The 19,697-nt window shown below is 36.3% G+C and carries 26 protein-coding genes; 2 read left to right on the top strand and 24 right to left on the bottom strand.

The window, feature by feature from the left end; translation table 11 throughout:
- Nucleotides 1–74 precede the first annotated feature (74 nt).
- From ABE34_RS06895 to ABE34_RS06870, 6 genes are all read right to left on the bottom strand, one after another.
- Complete coding sequence (locus ABE34_RS06895; RefSeq protein ID WP_197140173.1) at nucleotides 75–608, bottom strand: hypothetical protein; 534 nt, start codon at nucleotides 606–608, stop codon at nucleotides 75–77.
- A 13-nt stretch (nucleotides 609–621) separates the two neighbouring features.
- Nucleotides 622–1,149, bottom strand: coding sequence for a replication-relaxation family protein (locus ABE34_RS06890; RefSeq protein ID WP_241747063.1), 528 nt, complete (start codon nucleotides 1,147–1,149; stop codon nucleotides 622–624).
- 4 nt (nucleotides 1,150–1,153) lie between these two features.
- A complete protein-coding gene (locus ABE34_RS06885) occupies nucleotides 1,154–2,425 on the bottom strand; it encodes an FtsK/SpoIIIE domain-containing protein (protein ID WP_346655505.1) in 1,272 nt (423 codons plus the stop codon).
- Nucleotides 2,426–2,626: 201 nt separating this feature from the next.
- Nucleotides 2,627–3,382 (bottom strand): AP2 domain-containing protein, encoded by a 756-nt coding sequence (locus ABE34_RS06880; RefSeq protein WP_197140054.1) that lies wholly within the window; start codon nucleotides 3,380–3,382, stop codon nucleotides 2,627–2,629.
- 37 nt (nucleotides 3,383–3,419) lie between these two features.
- Nucleotides 3,420–4,313 carry a helix-turn-helix domain-containing protein gene (locus tag ABE34_RS06875; protein WP_197140056.1) on the bottom strand — a complete coding sequence of 298 codons (894 nt, stop codon included), beginning with the start codon at nucleotides 4,311–4,313 and terminating at the stop codon, nucleotides 3,420–3,422.
- Between the two features lie 26 nt (nucleotides 4,314–4,339).
- Nucleotides 4,340–4,555: a hypothetical protein gene (locus ABE34_RS06870; protein WP_197140058.1), complete on the bottom strand. Its 216-nt coding sequence runs from the start codon at nucleotides 4,553–4,555 to the stop codon at nucleotides 4,340–4,342.
- 170 nt (nucleotides 4,556–4,725) lie between these two features.
- Between ABE34_RS06870 and ABE34_RS06865 the strand changes: the two genes are divergently transcribed.
- Together ABE34_RS06865 and ABE34_RS06860 are read left to right on the top strand one after the other, a co-directional pair.
- On the top strand, nucleotides 4,726–4,923 hold the full coding sequence (locus tag ABE34_RS06865) for a helix-turn-helix domain-containing protein (RefSeq protein ID WP_197140060.1): 198 nt from the start codon (nucleotides 4,726–4,728) through the stop codon (nucleotides 4,921–4,923).
- 89 nt (nucleotides 4,924–5,012) lie between these two features.
- Nucleotides 5,013–5,519, top strand: coding sequence for a hypothetical protein (locus ABE34_RS06860; RefSeq protein WP_197140062.1), 507 nt, complete (start codon nucleotides 5,013–5,015; stop codon nucleotides 5,517–5,519).
- A 64-nt stretch (nucleotides 5,520–5,583) separates the two neighbouring features.
- Here ABE34_RS06860 and ABE34_RS06855 read toward each other — a convergent pair whose 3' ends face one another.
- The 18 genes from ABE34_RS06855 to ABE34_RS06765 form a co-directional block, all read right to left on the bottom strand.
- Entirely contained in the window at nucleotides 5,584–5,925 is a 342-nt protein-coding gene (locus ABE34_RS06855; protein WP_197140064.1) for an aconitate hydratase, read from the bottom strand.
- A gap of 117 nt (nucleotides 5,926–6,042) precedes the next feature.
- A complete protein-coding gene (locus tag ABE34_RS06850) occupies nucleotides 6,043–6,705 on the bottom strand; it encodes a M15 family metallopeptidase (RefSeq protein ID WP_197140066.1) in 663 nt (220 codons plus the stop codon).
- Entirely contained in the window at nucleotides 6,702–7,118 is a 417-nt protein-coding gene (locus ABE34_RS06845) for a phage holin family protein (RefSeq protein WP_197140068.1), read from the bottom strand. The genes ABE34_RS06850 and ABE34_RS06845 overlap by 4 nt, the downstream gene beginning before the upstream one ends.
- A 61-nt stretch (nucleotides 7,119–7,179) precedes the next feature.
- Entirely contained in the window at nucleotides 7,180–7,377 is a 198-nt protein-coding gene (locus tag ABE34_RS06840) for a hypothetical protein (RefSeq protein ID WP_197140070.1), read from the bottom strand.
- 47 nt (nucleotides 7,378–7,424) lie between these two features.
- Nucleotides 7,425–7,583 (bottom strand): hypothetical protein, encoded by a 159-nt coding sequence (locus ABE34_RS06835; RefSeq protein WP_197140071.1) that lies wholly within the window; start codon nucleotides 7,581–7,583, stop codon nucleotides 7,425–7,427.
- A complete protein-coding gene (locus ABE34_RS06830; protein WP_197140073.1) occupies nucleotides 7,583–7,876 on the bottom strand; it encodes a hypothetical protein in 294 nt (97 codons plus the stop codon). Before ABE34_RS06830 ends, ABE34_RS06835 begins: the two co-directional genes overlap by 1 nt.
- Before the next feature lie 41 nt (nucleotides 7,877–7,917).
- On the bottom strand, nucleotides 7,918–9,291 hold the full coding sequence (locus tag ABE34_RS06825) for a hypothetical protein (RefSeq protein ID WP_197140075.1): 1,374 nt from the start codon (nucleotides 9,289–9,291) through the stop codon (nucleotides 7,918–7,920).
- Nucleotides 9,291–10,427, bottom strand: coding sequence for a siphovirus ReqiPepy6 Gp37-like family protein (locus ABE34_RS06820; protein WP_197140076.1), 1,137 nt, complete (start codon nucleotides 10,425–10,427; stop codon nucleotides 9,291–9,293). The genes ABE34_RS06825 and ABE34_RS06820 overlap by 1 nt, the downstream gene beginning before the upstream one ends.
- 4 nt (nucleotides 10,428–10,431) lie before the next feature.
- Entirely contained in the window at nucleotides 10,432–11,319 is an 888-nt protein-coding gene (locus tag ABE34_RS06815) for a phage tail family protein (protein ID WP_197140077.1), read from the bottom strand.
- An 11-nt stretch (nucleotides 11,320–11,330) separates the two neighbouring features.
- On the bottom strand, nucleotides 11,331–15,725 hold the full coding sequence (locus ABE34_RS06810) for a hypothetical protein (RefSeq protein WP_197140078.1): 4,395 nt from the start codon (nucleotides 15,723–15,725) through the stop codon (nucleotides 11,331–11,333).
- A 268-nt stretch (nucleotides 15,726–15,993) separates the two neighbouring features.
- The gene (locus ABE34_RS06800) at nucleotides 15,994–16,344 is read right to left on the bottom strand and encodes a hypothetical protein (protein ID WP_197140079.1); all 351 of its coding nucleotides are present in this window, start codon (nucleotides 16,342–16,344) and stop codon (nucleotides 15,994–15,996) included.
- Nucleotides 16,345–16,368: 24 nt separating this feature from the next.
- The gene (locus ABE34_RS06795) at nucleotides 16,369–16,944 is read right to left on the bottom strand and encodes a major tail protein (RefSeq protein ID WP_197140080.1); all 576 of its coding nucleotides are present in this window, start codon (nucleotides 16,942–16,944) and stop codon (nucleotides 16,369–16,371) included.
- A gap of 12 nt (nucleotides 16,945–16,956) precedes the next feature.
- A complete protein-coding gene (locus ABE34_RS06790; protein WP_197140081.1) occupies nucleotides 16,957–17,274 on the bottom strand; it encodes a hypothetical protein in 318 nt (105 codons plus the stop codon).
- Entirely contained in the window at nucleotides 17,271–17,627 is a 357-nt protein-coding gene (locus ABE34_RS06785; RefSeq protein WP_197140083.1) for an HK97 gp10 family phage protein, read from the bottom strand. Before ABE34_RS06785 ends, ABE34_RS06790 begins: the two co-directional genes overlap by 4 nt.
- Nucleotides 17,628–17,966: a phage head closure protein gene (locus tag ABE34_RS06780; RefSeq protein ID WP_197140085.1), complete on the bottom strand. Its 339-nt coding sequence runs from the start codon at nucleotides 17,964–17,966 to the stop codon at nucleotides 17,628–17,630. It lies immediately after the preceding gene.
- The gene (locus tag ABE34_RS06775) at nucleotides 17,947–18,270 is read right to left on the bottom strand and encodes a head-tail connector protein (RefSeq protein WP_197140087.1); all 324 of its coding nucleotides are present in this window, start codon (nucleotides 18,268–18,270) and stop codon (nucleotides 17,947–17,949) included. Before ABE34_RS06775 ends, ABE34_RS06780 begins: the two co-directional genes overlap by 20 nt.
- Nucleotides 18,270–18,500 (bottom strand): hypothetical protein, encoded by a 231-nt coding sequence (locus tag ABE34_RS06770; RefSeq protein ID WP_197140089.1) that lies wholly within the window; start codon nucleotides 18,498–18,500, stop codon nucleotides 18,270–18,272. Before ABE34_RS06770 ends, ABE34_RS06775 begins: the two co-directional genes overlap by 1 nt.
- Nucleotides 18,501–18,543: 43 nt before the next feature.
- Nucleotides 18,544–19,689: a phage major capsid protein gene (locus ABE34_RS06765; protein WP_197140090.1), complete on the bottom strand. Its 1,146-nt coding sequence runs from the start codon at nucleotides 19,687–19,689 to the stop codon at nucleotides 18,544–18,546.
- Nucleotides 19,690–19,697 lie beyond the last annotated feature (8 nt).

The raw sequence follows: 19,697 nt of genomic DNA, 5'->3' as shown, positions 1-19,697 counted from the left end.
GTTGGTGGAGGAACGCTTCCACCTATGTAAGACACATAAATTTAGACCACCCATCACGGAGTGGTCTTTTTCTATTAAACAGCCTTACCAATCGCTCTAAGTATCTCCAGAAATAATGGTGACATCTGAATCAATACATAACCTAATCCAGCGTTCATAATTGTATTCCAAGCACGTTCGCTATTTCCGAACATAAAGAAGAAACAAGCTCCAATCATAATCACACTAGCGACTGGGAATGATATTGCAACCATTACTTGAATCATCGGATCTAATATTGTAGCTAACATTTCAAGTGACTTATCAGCGATTATTCCAGTCTGTTGAGGGATAGCATTAATAGGAATTGTGGAAGGTATTTGTGCCATTACTGGAGCTAATGTATGTTGTTGAATCGGAACGTCTACAGGTAAGTTTAAGGAGGAAATTGCGCTTTGAAATTTGTTAAACATAAATAACCCTGTGCCAACAGCTGTGATTGCTGGAACTGATGCAGCTATGGCCACATGTCTTAATGTTGCATACTTTTCATCACCTTCAAATCGATCAGAGAAATCCGTATATTCATTCGCTGGTACTACCTCAGTTTTAATACGTTTTTTAAACATCTTTATTCCTCCTCTATTGAATATCGTTTATTGTGTACACCTTGCACTTTAGCCCTCCACAGGATGCCTCTAGTTGTTGCCTACGTAATTCGGTTGTGGTCAGCCATACGATTGTTGGATAATAGCCTAATTGCTTCATAAGGCTATCCATTAGTAATCTGTATCGTTTAATCTTTTCACGATTCTCTTTCATGGTTTGAAGATTATCTACCTCTAAAAAATGCTGAAATCCATTTCGTGAAAACATGCCATCCACAATGATTGAAGTGGTCCCATCCGATATTTTGACTTCATTCTTCCAATCCCTTGGAGTCTTATAGAATAGCCAGAACTCATTACGCATGATGGTGTGCTGCACATGGCCACCCTTTTTACGTACCTTGTCGCACCCAACATAAATCCGACCTAAGTTATTAAGATAATAAATCGTTTCATAGCCGTCTCGAATGGAAGATAAATAACTAGATAAATTGTGGAGGACCCTATTTGTATTACGCTTCTTTCCTAAATTGAAATATCGACCAAGTTGATCACGCGTCATAAAATCAAACTTCTTCAAAAGTAACAGTATCTGTTCGTCTCGGTTGGATAGCTGTTTCTTCAACGCGCTCCCCTTTCGGAATAATGTGAGGTTCGATTCGTTGTTGAATAACTTCATTTGTAATGAATGGAGATTGCACAATATATCGTTTTATATTGCTTTTATAAATCCCACGGCCTGGAATATCCGGTAACTTATCAGCTCCACTTTCATCCAGCACCACTCTTGAGGCTGTTTCTGTGTCGACCGCGTAACAAAGCCGGGCGATAATATTTCTTTTAGTTTGGGAAGGCACAACTTGAGCGGTTGGATATTGTGTACAGAAGATTAGATAATAACCTGCTGAACGTCCTCTACGGGCTATATCTGTGATAATGTCCATTGCTGTTTTGTATTCAGCTAAATCGGCTGCTTCATCAATAATGACGAAATGACGCTTCCTTATCCCTGCTTCTTTTACATCTTCAAAGCCGTTATCAACTACTTTTTCAAAAGATTTCTGCATGTCAATTTGAACTTTTTTTAATACGTCTTCAGCGCTTTCAGGGTCACGGGAATAGTACTTTACTTGTTTGCAATTACGATATCTGTGGAAGGCAGAACCACCCTTTAAATCGATTAGAGACAGCTCTGTATTGTTTGGTTGTTGATCAATTAACGTTGTTGTAATAAGTTTTAGAATAGCACTCTTGCCGTAACCAGTAGCACCGGCAATAATGAGGTGTTTTGACTTATCAAAGTCGTGAAAAATCATTTCTGCATTACGTGTAAAGCCTATTGGAACCGACCATGTGTCCGGTTTTAAAAGTGATTCATTCCATTCGATCTCTTTCTCCAATTGCTTATCATACACACGAACAATTAACAGACCGTCATATGACAGTTCGATTTCCTTTTGTTCAGTCAGCTTTGCCTTCCACAATCTTTGTAGCTGCTGAAGAAGATTCTTATCAAGATCTAATTGTTTTAAATCACTGAAAGTAATATTCTTCTTTCGATTGTTCAAGCCGTCTTCAAATACCTTAAGCTTAGCTTCATAATCACTGAATGAGCGACCAAGTGGAATCCTGTACTTATATTCCCATCCCCATTCAAATTGTTTTTTCTTAACAAGTTGAGTGGTCAATGTATCTTTGCCATCTCGTACATTTAATCCGGACAGCGACATGATCCGCTGAATCTTTCCGGAATCATTAGAAGACAATCCTTTGTGTTTTGAAAATGCTTTTAAAGCAATTCCACCCATTAGTCCAGTTGTTAAAATTTCAAATAGCACACATTCATCCCTTCATCATTTTCATTAGCGTCACGGTTCTCTTACGTAGTAAGAGTTGCTTGTATCGGGCATTTTTAAAAAGTGTTTAAACGTTGATACAACTACATTTCATATATGCCCACTTCAATTCCAGGGTGGCATTCAATCAGGCACAGCATCGGGTATCCAAGTGGGCATGCATTTTTGGACTATACACATGTATCATCCTTTAACTTCTTGCTTGTATTCTTCGATATTTTCAGGGAAATTCAGAATTGCTTTATCGCCGTGTATTTCATATGCTTTGCGATCGTATGCCTTAGCTGCTTCAATTTCGTTTAAGAAATACCCCAAATAGTTAGTCTTTTTATCCTTCATAATCCTAGCTCTCCATTTTTCATCAACACCGTGCCATGAAACCCCTCTATATATTGATTTATAATTTTTAGATATTCTTCTAGTTGCTGATTTCTCAATATCATAATCCTCTATTTTGTTTTCGTGGCCTATAACATTTAAGAAACAATCGGGGCCAAATAAATCAATAGCAGCTTCGTTGTATGCTTTAGCTGCCTCATCTTCTGATTTGAAATACCCTAAATATTTCGACTGTCCATTCTTTTTAATAAAGACAACCCATTTATTATTATTTTTACTCCAACAGACACCTTTGTACTTTGAAGAAGTGTTACGCCCTCCTTTAGCTAACTGCCTTTTATATGATGAATCTATTATTTTCAAATTTGATTTTTGATAATCTAATGGATTGCGATTGATTAAGTGGACCATCCTTTCTTTCTCTTTACCTAAATTCAATATATAACGCCCTAAAGTGGTATTAAGTGTCTTGTTAGAAATAATTAACGTAACACCATCAGAAGTTTTTGCTACAGTCCAAATATATTTATTTATCCTCTCAAAATCCTCATCATCCACAAGCGCGACCATACCGTTTTGCAATTGTATTTCTTTGACCATTTTGTTATCTCCTTTTCTTATCATCTATTCTATTATTCTACCATTCCAACCAATTTTCAAAATTACCTGATATACTATTATTTGATTGGGGAAGGCTATCCCTTTCATCTAACCAATTATAGAAAGGTACACGACGTTCTCTAGGTGGAGTTTTTTCTATAGATAACGATTTATTCGACTTGCTACTTAATCGCTCTACAGCCTTACTATAAGCTCCTACGAATACAGCTCTTAATGTACTAGTAACTGTAAGCACACCTTCTTTAATATCCATAGCGATTTTGAATAGAACGTTCTTAGCTTTAATGAAGTCTTCCACAGTATTTACTTTTGAAGCTAATACAACCTTGTGTAATTCATCTTTTAAGTTATCTGCTAATGGCAAGCTATTCATGAAATCAAATAGCATCACCTGGTACTCGTTCATAAATTCTTTTTTCTTCTCTTCTTGCCAAGCGATTTCATCCGCTAGGTTATAAATATTATTTGCTTGTTTAGAACTTAAAAGATTAAAAGAATTAAATGCTTGATTCTCAGATTGTGGAGGACAAACCACGTCATTACTAGCTTCATCGACTGTCATTCGTTGGGACACGCTCGATGAGACATAAGGTAAAATGCGATAAATACTAGCCCCTTTGATGCCGTTTAATTTAGTGCCAGGTACTTTTTCGATGATTCCTAACTCATCTAATTTTTTCACCGAACGATAAACTGTCTTTGTACTGATCTCCAATGATTCAGCAATCGTACTTGCTTTAAGATGGCATACTCCTGGATGTTCCAAAGCATGACTAGCGAGTTTGAAAACGATAGCTCGTTCTGATTCTGTTAGTTCGTAGTAATGAACCGCCATATGATCCTCCACACTCTTATCCATATCTGCTACTGAGTCGAATGTTGTGTATTGTGCTAGGTATTCGAATGCCACCGTTTTCACCTCACCTTCTGTTGTTCCTAGTCATAAAAATGAACTTCAACAATTTGAGCCTTTTGCTCACTACCTGTTTCTGTAGTCTTTTTGAAATTGGTTTCATCAACCATTTCAAATCCAATATTCTTTAAAACACTTTGAGCACGTTCTAGATTTTTATAACCTGTGTCCACTACTATTGCTGTACCTTTACTTTTGTTTCCGTTCTTTGTGTTTAAATGGATTACGTAAATATCCATGTTGGCACCTCCATTACGTATATACGCTTATTCGTAATTCTTGATAACAGTATATTATACGCATATTCGTATAGTCAATATAAATTTTTATATTTTTATTTGATATTGCGTATAAACGTATATTCTGATATATTTTGAATATGATAATAATTAGTGAAGGGCGGTTTACTATGCGGATTAAACTAAAAGAAGTAATGGAAGAACGAGGACTCACACAATCAAAATTGGCTGAAATGACAGGGATTCGACAAGCAGCTATCAGTGAAATAGTAAATAATCGCAGAGACACAATTAACAAAGCGCATTTAGAAACCATTTGTAAGATGTTAGAAATAAAAAGCTTTGACGATATATTGGAATGGGACTAAACAGATAACTAAATAAGGTTGTCTGTTTTTTATATGTACATTCACTACCAAGTTTCCTAAAATGGAAATATAGAGGGAGGATTTTATATATGAAAAAACTATTTTATATTGGAGCATTAACAGCTCTATTACTTGCGGGATGCGGTGGGGAAAAAGAAGCTGCACCTAAAGAAGAAACTCCAGCTAGCGAGCAATCAGGAGATAAAGAGAAAACTGTGAGCGCTGAAACTAAGGAGAATCCTGTGGAAGACGTAATTAAATCAGTAACGAAAGATGATTTTGAAATTACTCAAAATGAAGGTATAGTATCAATTATTATTAAAGATGAAAAAGCTCATGAAGGTTCTAAACGTGCAATGTTAAAGGATTCTGCTGAAATATTTGCAGGTCTATCAAGAACAGATGAGGTTACTTCAGCGACAATTAAATGGCAGGCACCTTTAACAGATCAATACGGAAACAAGAAAATGGATGAAGTATTAGCAATTATGATAGATGGAGAAACATTCAAAAAAGTTAATTGGGATAATTACAAGTCATTAGATTTAGAAGCAATAGCTCCAGGATTTAAACAACACGAATCGTTAAAAGATTAAGGTCACTCAAACGAGTGGCTTTTTTCTTTGCATAAAAAATAGGCACTCTATTAATCAGTGCCTGTCATTTATTTTGGTAACTTAATAATAAATTTTCAACCTGCGTTTTGATTGCCATATTAGCATATCGAAGAACAACATCATTTCCAGCTGTCGCTACATGTACATCGCTAAAGTATTCGTCTATCTTTTCCCATTTTACTACCCTAATTTTATCTTTCGCTAACAGCCTCTTAGAGTTGTAATAATCTTGTGTTATGTCCTTTAGAAGTTTTTCGAGGATTGGCAAGTAGACCTTACTCATTTTAAGATTTTCTATCACTTTGAAATCACGCTGTAATGATTGAATTGCCATATCTAAAATCACAAATTTATGAAATAATTGACGCTGTTCTATATTCAACATACAATTTCACTCCTTAGAAAAGAACATTCGTTTGTATTATTTTAGAACAAACGTTTGTTATTTAGCAAGAGAAAATAAAAAAAGCCCATTACCAATTAAGGCAACGGGCGTTTACTTTTAGTTACTACGCTGTGCAATGATAAGTTTCAGACCTTCATAATCGCCTGTAGTCATTGTTCCATTGTCGAATTTATCTAACCATGACTTATTAATTATATCTTTATCTACGGCTTGTTTAATAAAGTCACGTACTGCGGCTTTAGTTGTCTTGTTTGTAAATTCCATTTTGTCATCATCCTTTTCTGTTGGTTTATTGACTTCCACAATTAATTGAACCTTTACAGCACTACTAGTTGGAACGATTACTTGTCCTTCAAGCTTATAACCTTTAGGAATAACCCAATTTGATTTAACCTCGAAATGAGGTCGGTCGATGCTACCTATCCAATCACCGCCCCACGTAATGCCTAACTTACGAGAGATAGAACCGATTCGATTAAGCGTCGTTACATCATACAATAATTGTGGAGGACCAACAGCAACGTCCCATGCTAATCGTGATTTGTGATTGCTATCTAATGTCCAAGTAACAATTGACCCTGGTCTTGTACGTCCTTGTTCATAAAGATATTTCTGCCGTTCCTGCGAACGATATGTTTCAGTGATGAAGATATTAGTGATACCTACTTTGTAGCATTCTTGAAACAATAACTTACAAGCTAATTGAGAGGCTGGTAATAACTCATTAATATCTCGACATGTAGTATTTACACTAGTCATTGTTTATCACCCTTTTTATCATCGTTATCCATTTGTAATTGTGTAAAAGCATTTGCTAAAAACTTAGGTACTTTAATGCCTAACTTCCCTAGATTTTCAATCATGCTTATACCTTCCATCCCGATTAAGAACAGGATCATTGCATTACGCATAAAATTCCCACTCTCTGTTGCCGAGTCTAATTGAACAGCTGCAATGACCATTAATACCATAGCTGTCTTTTTGATTAAGCCCTTAAACATCTTTTTACTTTCAGTTTTCTTGAAGACTAAACTAACCATAAATCCAAGTGTATAGTCGATAGTCATGAATATTACTAACGCTTTTATCAAGTGGTCGATACCTCCAATTAGGTATCCTATCCATGCCATTGCACCGCCAATAAATGATGTATATAGTGTGTCTGTTTTCATCTGACACCTTCCTTTTTCCCAATATAAAAGCCCTCCACAGATAATTGTGGAAGGCATAAAATTAACCCTCTTTAATTAATTCATATAAAGCAACGTGCTCACTTTTTAAAACTTCTATAGCTTCTAATATCCGTTTGTAATGCTCATTTTCTTTAATGGCATCATAACGACCTTCTTGTTTTAATTTATTAAGAATCCAAAATGAATCTTCTAAGAAATCAACAACTTGTTCGATTTCAATTTGTTCATTTTCTGTCATGTAATCCTCCTTTTAGGCATAAAAAATAACGCTAGCTTATGCTGCGTTTATACGTCCTTACTATTCGTTAAAATGTAATCCTCTACAGCTACTCGATAATCGTCATTTGTAATATTGTCAATAACGTATGTTTGACCTGTTTTTGGATTAAGACCTTCATTAATAATTCGATCTGCTGCGATTCTTACTACTACTTGGTTAACCATTATAAAACACCTCCTACTTGACTATCTTCTTTTAATAATAAAATATCTTCTTCTAATTCTTTAATACGTAACTGTTCTTCTGTTAGTTCAGGTACTGGATAAAACTCAAAAATAGGCTCTTTTGTTTCGGGATTAATTGCAGATATGAAACATTTCATCGGGTCGTAGGATTTTACTTCTAAATCTACATAAGAGATTTCGCCTTTTACCTCTTGGTGTTCAATAGGGTCTGTAGAGTAAGTAATTTCACCTGTTTGCCATAAGATACCACCTGTTATTGTATCAAAAAACACTCTATTTCCTCGTGTATACATATTCATCAATCCCTCTCTAGTTATTCACCAATTGCAAACCACTGATATGAAAAGCTCAGTGAATGTGATGGTAAGACCATTACAATATTTGATGTTCCTGCATTATCAATACGCGCCCTTAACCTCCAAGTTTCAGTATCAAGTGCATTAGTGCCGTAAGCTGATAAATATGTTAAGTCTGGTGCAGTTCCAGTGTCGTTAGGTGCGTAATATTCTGTTACAAAAACATATCCATTGTTAATACTCCAAGCACGTATATAAAGTGGCTTAAATCCTGGTGTTATCGAAAGTGTGTACATAGATTTTGTTAATGCCGCATTAGCATATAAAAAACTATAAGGGACTGTGGAGCTAGTAACAACTCCGCTTGCAAACTTCTTACCTGTATTTACGTTTGCGATTTTACTCATAAGTGCATCTAAGGATTCTGTTCCATTAGACGATTGTCCTTTTGTAGTTAAATTTGTCGCACCTTTGTTCTTCGCATTTTGGATATGTGTTTTTAATTGGCTCAGTGTATTACTAGGTATAGCCGGTGAGCCGACAACATTCGCGATGCCTTTTTGAGCGCTATCGGCATTTGTAAAAAGTTCTTTTAATACACCTTCAACATCGATTGCTGTAAAAATATTATCAGCATCTACAACTTCAATATTTTTAGCTTTGTGTGCGCCTATTGCTGTTGGTGAAATATGATTAGTAAATTCTTGTTCTAAGTTAGCTATTCTAGCTGCTAAATTAGCTGCGACATCACCCTCTAGTATATCTTTGATGGACTCAAACCATGTTAAGAACTCTTGCTTTTGTACAGCTTGCCATGCATCTACTTCACCAGCAACACTGCCTGTAGTTTCAGCAAACCATGCTTGATATTGATTGAAAATAGTTGTCGTATCAACTTGATTTACTGTTCCGTGTACAATGCCACATACAGTACTATTTAATCGTTGGTCAGTAATGTTAGCTTGTGTAATTTGAGTAGCGCCGTTATTGATTAATACATCTGCTAAGGCTAGCTCATAAGCGTCAGCATCTCTTTGTAATGAAGGAGCTACAGGGCTACTTGCAAATGTCCCTTTCTTAATTAAAACTTCAATTTCACGTTTAACGTGATTAAGTTTCATAACTACGCGATCGATACGTTTTAATACGCCATCTGCATTGTCGTGCTTTAGCACATAATCTCCATCATTGACTATAAAGTAGCCGTTAATCCATCCTTTACCCGCCTTTACGGATGTGGTCATGTTTGAGTTTGCAGTTACCTGTAATCCTGTACTTGGATTAGGAAATACCCCATTGGCGATTAATGTACCGAAAAAAAGTGCAAAAAAATCAGCGCCGAATTTACGGTCGCCGTTGATACTATTATGAAATCCACTTTTAATAGCCACTATTTAACCTCCCTCTTTATTTTGTCTAATAGTGTTGGGATTGCTGTTCCATACTCTAAATTCAATGTATACCCCTCACGATTAAATTTTTCATTTACTGCAACTATTCGCTGATGCATTAAAATACCTAATTCATCATTTCTGTTCGTAACGATATCACCAAGAAAATAATCCCTATTAAGTTTGAATTGTGAGTAAAGATTCGCTTCGCTTTCAAATGTACGAATACGTTGATAATCTTGTTTACGGTTATTTCCTCTTTCTTGAAGTAATGCTATATATTCATTCTGAGGAATGGTTACAGTCGTATCGCCTTCTTTATATTCACTTTGCAAATCACGAGCATCAAAAAAGACTTCCCTGCGGTTAAATCCGCTGAAAGTCTCTCCAACTTCTATAATTGTTCGGTCGATATCTTCACCCTCGCCAGCCACATATGCAGTAGATTTATAATTACTTTTATCGTCTGTATAGGACTGAGATATGACGTTTTCAAATTCCTTAGTAAATGTGATATGAGGATTAGCTTCTTGCTCGGAACTACGATCAACACCCTTAAAAGTGCTAAATACATATTTCTTAGCGTCGTGATTCATTAAAACTTCAAATGAAACCTCATTCTTTTCACACATCTCCCAAAGGGCTATATCTAATTCCTTATGAGTGTATGATTCATCTGCTGAAATGTTTATTCCCTCATTCACGCCCAGTACCAAATTCGGAATGATACGAGAAGGACTAGATGTATTGATACAATTTGCATGAACAAAACCTTTTAGAACATCTTCAATTTTCCCTTGGAAACGCTGCTGACCTATAATCCATCGCCAACTTGTCATGATACTAAGTGAATATGCAATAACTCCAATTAACGTTTTTTCTTCATCTTCAAATTGAGCAGTTTCAATGACATATCCTCTGTTTGGATCATCTGAACGTACAATGATTCGTAATTCTTTTTCTAATTCATCTTCATTTACGAGTAGCAAGTCAGCGTTTTTCTTGTTGCCCTCCACAGTTAAAAAACAAATGGAGTGACCATAATATTTGGTTTTAAATTCAACTTCTTCGTAAACGTCGATTATAGCAAGCCGATTAAAATTAATATCATACATATATAATTCAATATCTTGCATAGCATTACACTCCCACAAAGCGATTTCTGTATATCATTCGAACTTCCAAATTGTCGATTCCAGATACGGCATCATAACGAAAAAGATTGTCTCCAGGTGCTAACTTTAAGAAATTAGAAAGTCGGTCAACCTTATTAAAAAAATCTGTTTGAACATTGTTACGGGTCATCACAACGGATAGTTGACCTTTATTTGTATTGACTCTTATAACATCTCCACCAATCATATCCGTGTTGAGTTTAAAGGTTTCATAGGTATTCACGTTTATTAAGGATGGTTTCGATAAGCTTGCTAAAGCTTTGAATTCTATAATCATTCCTGTTTCATTATCACCATCGTTATAAACATTTTTAATTAATGATGGATTACGATAGCCCATTTCAATACCGCCCTCCACAATCTCAAGGGGAAACTCAAATGAAGGTATCCATGACGCAACTTCTACAACTGTTGATATTGCTGAATAAATAAAAGGATCATCACAAGTAAATTGAATCAATCCTTTTTGCCATGCCCTATTGTCATTCTCAAATCCCTGTGGAAGGCTAGGAGTACCTTCTGCATTGGCATTTAGATAGTAGGACTCCCCACCTTTTGTTTCAAAATCTAAACGGATAGGATTTTGTTTTGGATTGAAAACCTTGAATAATTCCCTACGCCTTTCTTCCACCCACCATTTATCTTGATAATCGTTATAGATGAAAAACGCTAAATCAAAATCACGCACATCCAAACGGGTATTTTGATAAGTAGCTCCATCCATTGTGGAAGACGAATAATTTACGGCTGCTGTTAAATTACTTAGATCAAAGCCTTCAATTAAACGAAAATGACGACCGAAAGTAATCGAGTCGCCATTACGATTAGTCGCCTTTAATGATTTTACAATCAAGTCGCCACCTCCTAATAATTCAATTGGAACGCTAATCGTTTTAGCATTTTTTCTGATGCTCTACTATTGTCATTCGCTCCTCCGTGATTATGAATCACTGGAGCAAATGTTTTACGGTTGTCTATAGTAGTTGTTGAAGAAGAAATTGAATTTGCATTTGCCTGTGATTTGGCACGATTGCTAGCAAGTGATCCATGTACATTGCTCACGGCATCTGATAGCCTTTGTGAAGATTGAGCAACTTTATGAATCATTTCATCCATACCGACTATTAAACCTTGACCAATATTGACGCCAAAGCCTTTCATAACTCGGCTAGGACTATGAATATCTAAGGCTTGTTGGATGGTGCTAGAAATAGCATTTGCGATTTGTTGGGCTTTTGAAATCAATGGTCCTTCCATACTTGCCAAACCATTTAGTAAGCCCTGTCCAGCGTCTGCACCAATTTGTTGTAACGAGCTTAGTTCACTTGCTGTAGTACTTGTGAGCTCCTTTATTTTTAAACTCCACTCAGTTTTCAATTTATCGAGTTGACTTGCTGCAACTTTACGAAGTTCTTGAATTTGAATATCCGTGTTTTGACGCATGTCGACCAATTCTTTTTCGGTTTGTTCACGCGCTAATTGCGATTTCTCGCGATACAACTCACTGTATTGCGTTAATTGTTCATCAGTCATACTATTAAGTGCTACGAGTTCCGGTAAGGCTTTAACACCTAAATCCGATAGCTCTTTTAATAAACCATCATCGATACTGCGCCCAGAGAGCTTTGCAAATTCATCTTGCCACTTTTTAAAGCCATCCACTTGACCTTGCAAATTATCCAATAATTCTTGCCCTGTACGATTTAGCTCAACTTTAAATGCATCAAACGTACCAGCGTATGACATAAGTGTTTTTACGCGATTGTCAAATACAGTTTTGCACTCTTTGTTTAATCTTTCTTCTTCCTTCAAAAGATCATCATTAATTTTTTGCATTTGAGATTGGTAGTCTTTATTAATAGCTAAGATTTCTTTATTAACTGCCTCTACAGCCTTTTGATATTCTTTTTGAGCTAGGATACGTTCTTTTGAGCCTTCCACAAACATTTCAATGGATTGTTCCCAAACGGCTGCCTCGTCTAATAAAGACAATTCATCTAATGACTTTTTATCAGCAATATAACTTTTGATGACTTCTAGATATTCTTTTTCAGACTTCTCTACAAGGGCTTTATATTTTTTCTGAAAGTCAATTTCTGATTTCATCTTTTGATCTTGATACGACGCTCTTAATTGCGAAATTTCTTGTAATTCCTGTTTAGTCAACGCTCGTTTTTTCTTTGCGGCATTATTTTGGATTTTGTAGATTTTTTCTAACGTTTTATCGTTTTTATCTTCATTTTTCCTGTTATGCTCATCTATTAAATTCGTGTATTCTTCCTGATATTTTTTAGAAACATCAAGAATACCATTACCAATGTCCTCCATCGCTTTATTAACTCGAGGACTAGATTCATCCAAACCAATAACTAAACCTTCACCTGTCCACAACCCGATTTCTCGCATTACACGAGAAGGAGAATGGATACCTAAAATATCCTTAGCCCATTCTGGAATAAGACCAGCTAAAGCCTCTATTTTCTTCTGTACTCCTCCAAACATATCCCCTATACCTTTAATCAAACCATTAATTATATCCTTACCAATTTGAAGGAACTGCGATGGCAATGATTTAATTTTCTCGATCATACCGTCCTTAATTTCAGTCATTTTATTAATGACATTTGTTTTCATCGTTGAGATGGAATTAACGAAATTAGTAGCGAGATTTTTAACAAAATTCAATACCGTAGTAACCATACTAGAGATAATTGATTTTGCCGAATTTGCTAAGTTTGTAAAGAATGAAACGGAATTAGTCCAAAGACTCTTTACAGAATTAACCGCATTAGTAGCTAAATTTTTAAAGAAGTTCACGACAGATGATACGAAACTTGATGTTATAGATGATACTTTTGATCCCATCGATGTAAAGAAACTTGCAATGTTATCCCACATGCCTTTTAACAGATTTACACCTGTTTTTGCAAGATTAGTTATGATAGTTTTTAGTCCACCAAAGAATGACAAAGACATCCAACCAACAATTAAATCAATGGCTCCACTAAATATCTGCTTGACGCCTTCCCACATAGCGCTGAAATCGCCAGTAAATAAACCACTAAAGACCTTAATTGCACCCATAATGACATTTAAAGCACCATCAATGATATTTTTTATTGCATCCCACACAGCCTCAATTACAAACTGAATAGCTGGCATTACAAACTCAATAACAGCTTTAATAGCGTTAAAAACATTCTCTACAGCTTGGAATATTTGTGTTCCATTTTCATCCCAAAACTGCTTTATTTGAGCAAGTTTTTCACCAATAAAAGAAGCCACTGTCTCAAAGACTGTGACTGCAACAGATTTTATAGATTCAAAAACAGATGTGACGCCACTTCTGAATGTTTCGCTATTTTGCCATAAGGCTACAAATGCAGCACCTAATCCCGCAATTGCAAGAACAGCTATTCCGATAGGACCTGTAATAGCACCTATCGCACTTGCTAGTATTGGCCATGCGGTGACGAGTCCTCCGACTGCTGGCATTAATGCAGCAAACGCACCTACAAGGGTGCCTATTACGGTGACAATAGCAACAATAGCAGCAGTTAAAGCTACATTATCTGAAACCCATTGAGCAATTTGAGCAATTAAATTTGCAATAGTTGTTAGTAATGGAGCCAATGTTGTTTGTAAATCCGCAAAAGCCTGTCTCATTTGAACAGTCGGATCTTGATTCATTTTTTGAAAAGCATCATTAACTCCTTCTTGATTTTGAACAGTTTTATCCTGTGCATCAGCAAGCCCTTGGAAAACCGAAATCATATTTTGACCTTGGTCCTCCCATTTGGTCCCGAAAACTTTTATTGCAAGTTCGTTTCTTAGCGCTGAATCACCAATCCCATCTATAAACGTAGCAACCTCCGCCATAGCTTGAGAGCCTTCTGTACCACCGTTTGCAACTGCTTTTCCCCAGTCTTGAAACTGCTTTGCACTAACATCGGTTTTTGCTAATAATTCACTTGTTGATTTATCAACTTCTAAACCAAATTCCATCATTGTAATCTTGGCTTCTTTAACACCATCGTTCAGGTTATCGATGTTCCAAGTTTTCGTTTCAATACCTCTTTCAAAAATCGATTGAATCTCAGCTGCATTGAAACCTACCATTTTCATTTGTGTGGCGTACTCAGAAATGGTATCAAGTTGCTCAGGTGGAAAACCTGCTTTTAAAAGAGCGTTTGTTAATGCAAGTGCTTCTTCGTTTGTAATTTCAATAGCTGCACCAATCTCATTAACTTCTTGCACAAGTTCAATAAAATCAATTCCGGAATAGGCCTGTGCAACAACTCCAGCACCTTTGGCTATAGCTGAATTCGTTTCATCAGAAGCATCTTTATTCAAAGCCCATTGTCGTCTTACACCTTCAAGAGCTTCTTCGCCATCTACACCATATGCTTCAATACTTTTAACCGCATCTCTAACAGAAGCCTTTGATTCCTCTGGCACATCAAATGAAATATCAATTTTAGTATTCAAACTTGATACATCTAATGCTTGTTGTACCGTTCCTGCAATACCTCCACCAGCTGCTAATCCTGCAGCAACATTTGCAAGATTATCACCAAAGCCATTCACCGATTCACCAGCTTTATCTGCTGACTTAGCAACGTCTGCTAGTTCTTGTTGCACTTGTTTTAATCCACCGACATTTACATTTTGCAAAGAATTGTGCATCTTACTAAGGTCGGTCGATGCTCCTAATGCTTGTTTACCCATCATATTTAAAGCGCGATTAATCTGGTCAACACTTGCAGTACCTTTAGTAATATCAGCGCTTAAACGGGAACCTAACAAATCAGAGAAATGAGCTAATTCAGTTCCTGTCGCTTGAAAGAAAGTCTGTAGTTTTTGTTGCGCTACTTCTAATCGTTGTTGTTCGTTTACCGTTACAGTCATTTGTTGGCCATAGGATTTTAATTGTGCTTCGGTATTAGTTAACTCTCGTTGGAATGCTCTGTATTGTTCAGCTCCGATATCGCCATTACGGAATTGTTCCTCTACTTGTGATTGAGCAGTTTTTAGCACATCCAATTTTTTACTTGTATTTTGAATTTGATTTGCTAAAAGCTCCTGTTTTTGTGCAACCAACTCTGTGTTACTTGGATCAAATTTTAATCCACGTTCTACTTCTTTTAACTCACTAGTGACTTTACTAGTTTCTTTATTTACTTTCTTTAGCGCATCTGTTAATCCAGTTGGATCACCATCTAAGGCAACCGTAATTCCTTTGATTCGACCGTTTGACATTTATTTCACCTACCTTTTTGGACAAAAAAACACCTACCAAAAGGCAAGTGCTAAAATGAGTCGAAATCCGCTTGTGAAGCTTTACGGACTGTTTTCTTTTCTTTTTTATTTGGATTTTTCATTTCTTGATATTCGTCAATGTAATCGAGCACCATACCGATAGTCATTGTTTCTAAATCATCATGGAACAACTTACATTCATGACATAAAATAAGGTACGTCTCGGTTGAAATAGGTTCATCCGATTGCGTACCTCCTTTATCAGTATCTAGTTTTTTTTAGAAGAAATCGTTGCTGCCAAAATGTCCTGTAGTTCAGAAACAATATCCACGATCGGGAACGTCTCAAAGGAGTCTAGCCAAGTTAAAGGATCCTCAATTGTATTGTCTGCTGTCTTAGCTAAAGTCCAAGCGATATCGTAAAACAAATCGAAATCAATTTTTCGAATAGCTTCAAATTGTTCGTTTTCTGGTAAATTACTATAGTCTTTATCGACAATACCCATACCGATTAGGTCCTTGAAAAAGTCGCGACCAAATTGCATCTTGTAACGCTTTGGCACAGCACCGCTTGATTTAAATCTAACTTGTTTATTATCAATTGTAAGTGTTTTTTCCATTTATTTGCCCTCCACAAATCATTATTAAGGTGTTGGTACTTCTGTAGTTTCAAATACCTTCGTATACCATCCATCATAAATTTCTGCTGTTGTTGTTCCTGTTGTAGCACGCTTAACAACACCATCTACAGTTGGCCCAGCAATGAATGATAATTCTTGTGTAGTTGGTTCTGTTGACTCTGTTTTCGTCTCACCTGATGTACCTGGACGGCTTACAGTAACGTTATACAATACATGACGCGTTGCCTTAATATCTCCATCAAATTCAAACATTAAAGCGATTGTTTTCTGTTTTGAATTTGATGTCTCTGTAAGAACCCCTGATGTTTCATCTAATTCATCACCCAATACTTCTGTACGGAACTTCAAAGGTAATTCAGCAGCTTCATATGTGCCTTCATATCCGTTATTTACTGATGTCGCATAATAAACACGATCATCAGCAAAGAACTCTGATGTTTCACCTCGTGGATCTAAGCTTAATGAAACTGCTCCAGGGTATCTTTCCGGTGTTCCGTATGTTAATTTCCCATCTGCATCTTCTGTTGCTACTGCATAGTGAACATTCTTTAAGCCAAAGCGTACTTTATTTTCTGCCATCTAAATGACCTCCTAATTGATTAAAGTAATTGAATATGTGCATTTGAAAACTCCCTCGTCTTTAATGAATATTTCATCGTAAGACCAAGGGAGTTCGTTTTCTTTTAACATATCTTCGATTTTTTTCTCTGCAGCCAAATCTTTATTAACTACATATAACTCAATATCTACATAAGTAGATTTAGATAATACTGTATTATCAGCGCTGAATGTATCGCCATCCACAACAAGATAGCAGATGAATGGCGGAACTTGCGCTGATTTAAAATGAGAATAAGCGACTGGATAACCAAGTGCCTTTAGTTTTTGAGCTAACTCTGATAACGTCATCCTCTTATCGCCTCCTCTACACCTTTGACAAATTCATCAATCATTTCTTTTTCGATAGGTGCAATATGCACTTTAGCTGGAACACGACCGCCACCAACTTTTGCATGACCTTTTTCAAGTAGATGAGTTAATTGATAGCTAGTAGCATTGTGAACGACCCAACTTTTCCCCACTTTTTTCGCTCTCCATCCTTTTCGATATGAGCCTGATCTTATAGGGCTATTGGCTTTTAATCTAAGCGCACCTTCTTTTGCTACCTTTTCAGCTAACTTTTCTATATCTTCACCAACACCATGTGCATAATTCGCTAACGTTCTATTAATCTCCCGGGCTAGATCATTTATATTTATCATCTAAACACGCCCCTCAGCGATAATAGTAATAGTTAGATTCGCTTCATCATCGTTGATAGCACTCTTAACATCATAGATTGTCCCACTATAAACAATTTGAAATGAAGTTTTTTCTGATTCTATAAATGTATTTAAACCTTTAGAATAGCGTAAGACAAAACGGATTTGTTTTGCTGTTTGTTCTTGACCACTAGTTATAACTTCACTAGCTTTCATCGTTTTAACCATAGCCCAATATGTTCCGTAATCTGTGAAAGCCTCAATTTCTTGTAGCAAATCATCAGTTGTTAAAAAACGTTTTCTTAATAATACTCGCTTATCAAATTGAGCCGGATTCATTAGAATCACCGACTTTCAATTGTAAAATCATATGTTGAACAGAAAACGGAACAATGTTTTGTGCATTTTGTGAAGCAACTTGACGATTTTCATAATAATGAGATGCGAGAGTAAGGATAGCTAAACGGTGTAATGAAGATAATTCAATTCCATTTTCGTCAACTTCATATAAATCTTGTGGAAGACGAACCCCTGAATTTTCTAATGTTTTACTCGCACTTGTAAGAAACAAATTTAATGTTGAATCTTCATAATTGCCATCAATACGTAGATATTCCTTAAATTCTTCAAGTAATGAACCCATTATTCATCACCCTTTTCATCTGTGGAAGGCTCTTTTGATTGCTTTGTAGTAGCTTTTTTAGGCTCCTCAACAGCTTTTAGAAAAGCCACGTTATATTTGTCATGGACTTTGGTTAAAGCCTCAGCACGAGTCTTGACGAGCTTTTCTCCATCAACTGGATAGGTGTCCCCTACCTCGTAAATATGGTCGTTATGGTTTTTTTCTTTGAAACGATTAATTACTTTGTACACTCAGTTCACCTTCTTTCTAGAAATTAAAAGCCGCTATCTCCAATTAAGGAGTAGCGACTACATCAGCGATACGGAATGCTGATTTTAATTTAATGCGGTGGTCAAACCATGCAGTCAATACGAATGCATTAACACCAGTTTTTACATCCTTATCAGTATCGTATAAAACATTTAGATCGTAGTTTAAGTGAGCATATGAGAAGTCGCCAATAATCGGTTTAGTGGCTGCATCTACGAACACAACTGGCTTACCTAAAATTTGCTCAGGTTGTGCAGCGTAAAGTGTCGCATTACCATTTGCTAGTGTTTCAATAATCGTTGAATAATCAGCGAAAGTCATGACGATTTTTGCATTTTCACGGTAATCTTCATGTAGATCTGCAATTGCTGCTTTGATTGCTTTATACAGGTTCTCTCCACTTACTTTCTTAATAGCATTTGCACCCGTTTGATAGAAGCTCATGTGTTCTTCACCAGCTTTTGGCGTTGTTGCAAATTGTACTTTCTTTTCTTTAGCAGCAAGGCCTGAGCCTAATGAATTTTCTACATGCGATACTAAATTTGTGTGTGTACCTGCAAGGACTGTTTCGGAAACGCCTGCAAACACTTTCGATTTAAAGCGTCCGAACGTCACTGTAGAACCTTCTAATTCTAATTCTTTAGCCGTTTCTGTATCTGCAATGAAGTTATCATCATCGATCGTGTATGACAATTTTGGAATCTCAAGATTGACAATGTTTGTAACTGTAATTAAATCACGCATTGGATTTTTTACCATTGGCTCTGTGATAATTTCTTGTGTAACTGTTTTAGGCAAGAATTTTTCACCACCAGTTGCTGGATTCGTGTTATCCCCTAACGCGGCATAAATTTCTTGTTCAACAGGCTGATTACGCACAGTTGAGCGCACTAAAGAAGCAAATGCTTCTGTACGTTTTTGTTTCGGATCTTCAATCTGAGCTAATGGATTTTGAGCAAACTTCGCTTTTTGTTGAGCCTCCATTTGGTCATGTTGAGCTTTGATTACATCAAAACGAGCTTGCATATCAGCCTTTTGATCTTGTAAACCTTTAATTTCCTCACGTGTTGCTTGTGGATCAATAGCTTTCGCTGTTAAATCTGTATCGATTTTCGCTACTTGTTGACCAATAGTAGCCATGTTTTGTTTTAATTCAAATAATGTTGGCATTTAAATGC

The sequence above is a fragment of the Lysinibacillus sphaericus genome (assembly GCF_015844675.1).
Lineage (GTDB): Bacteria > Bacillota > Bacilli > Bacillales_A > Planococcaceae > Lysinibacillus > Lysinibacillus sphaericus_E.
The sequence above is the reverse complement of the archived record's forward strand: the minus strand, read 5'-3'. Positions and strand labels throughout refer to the sequence as shown.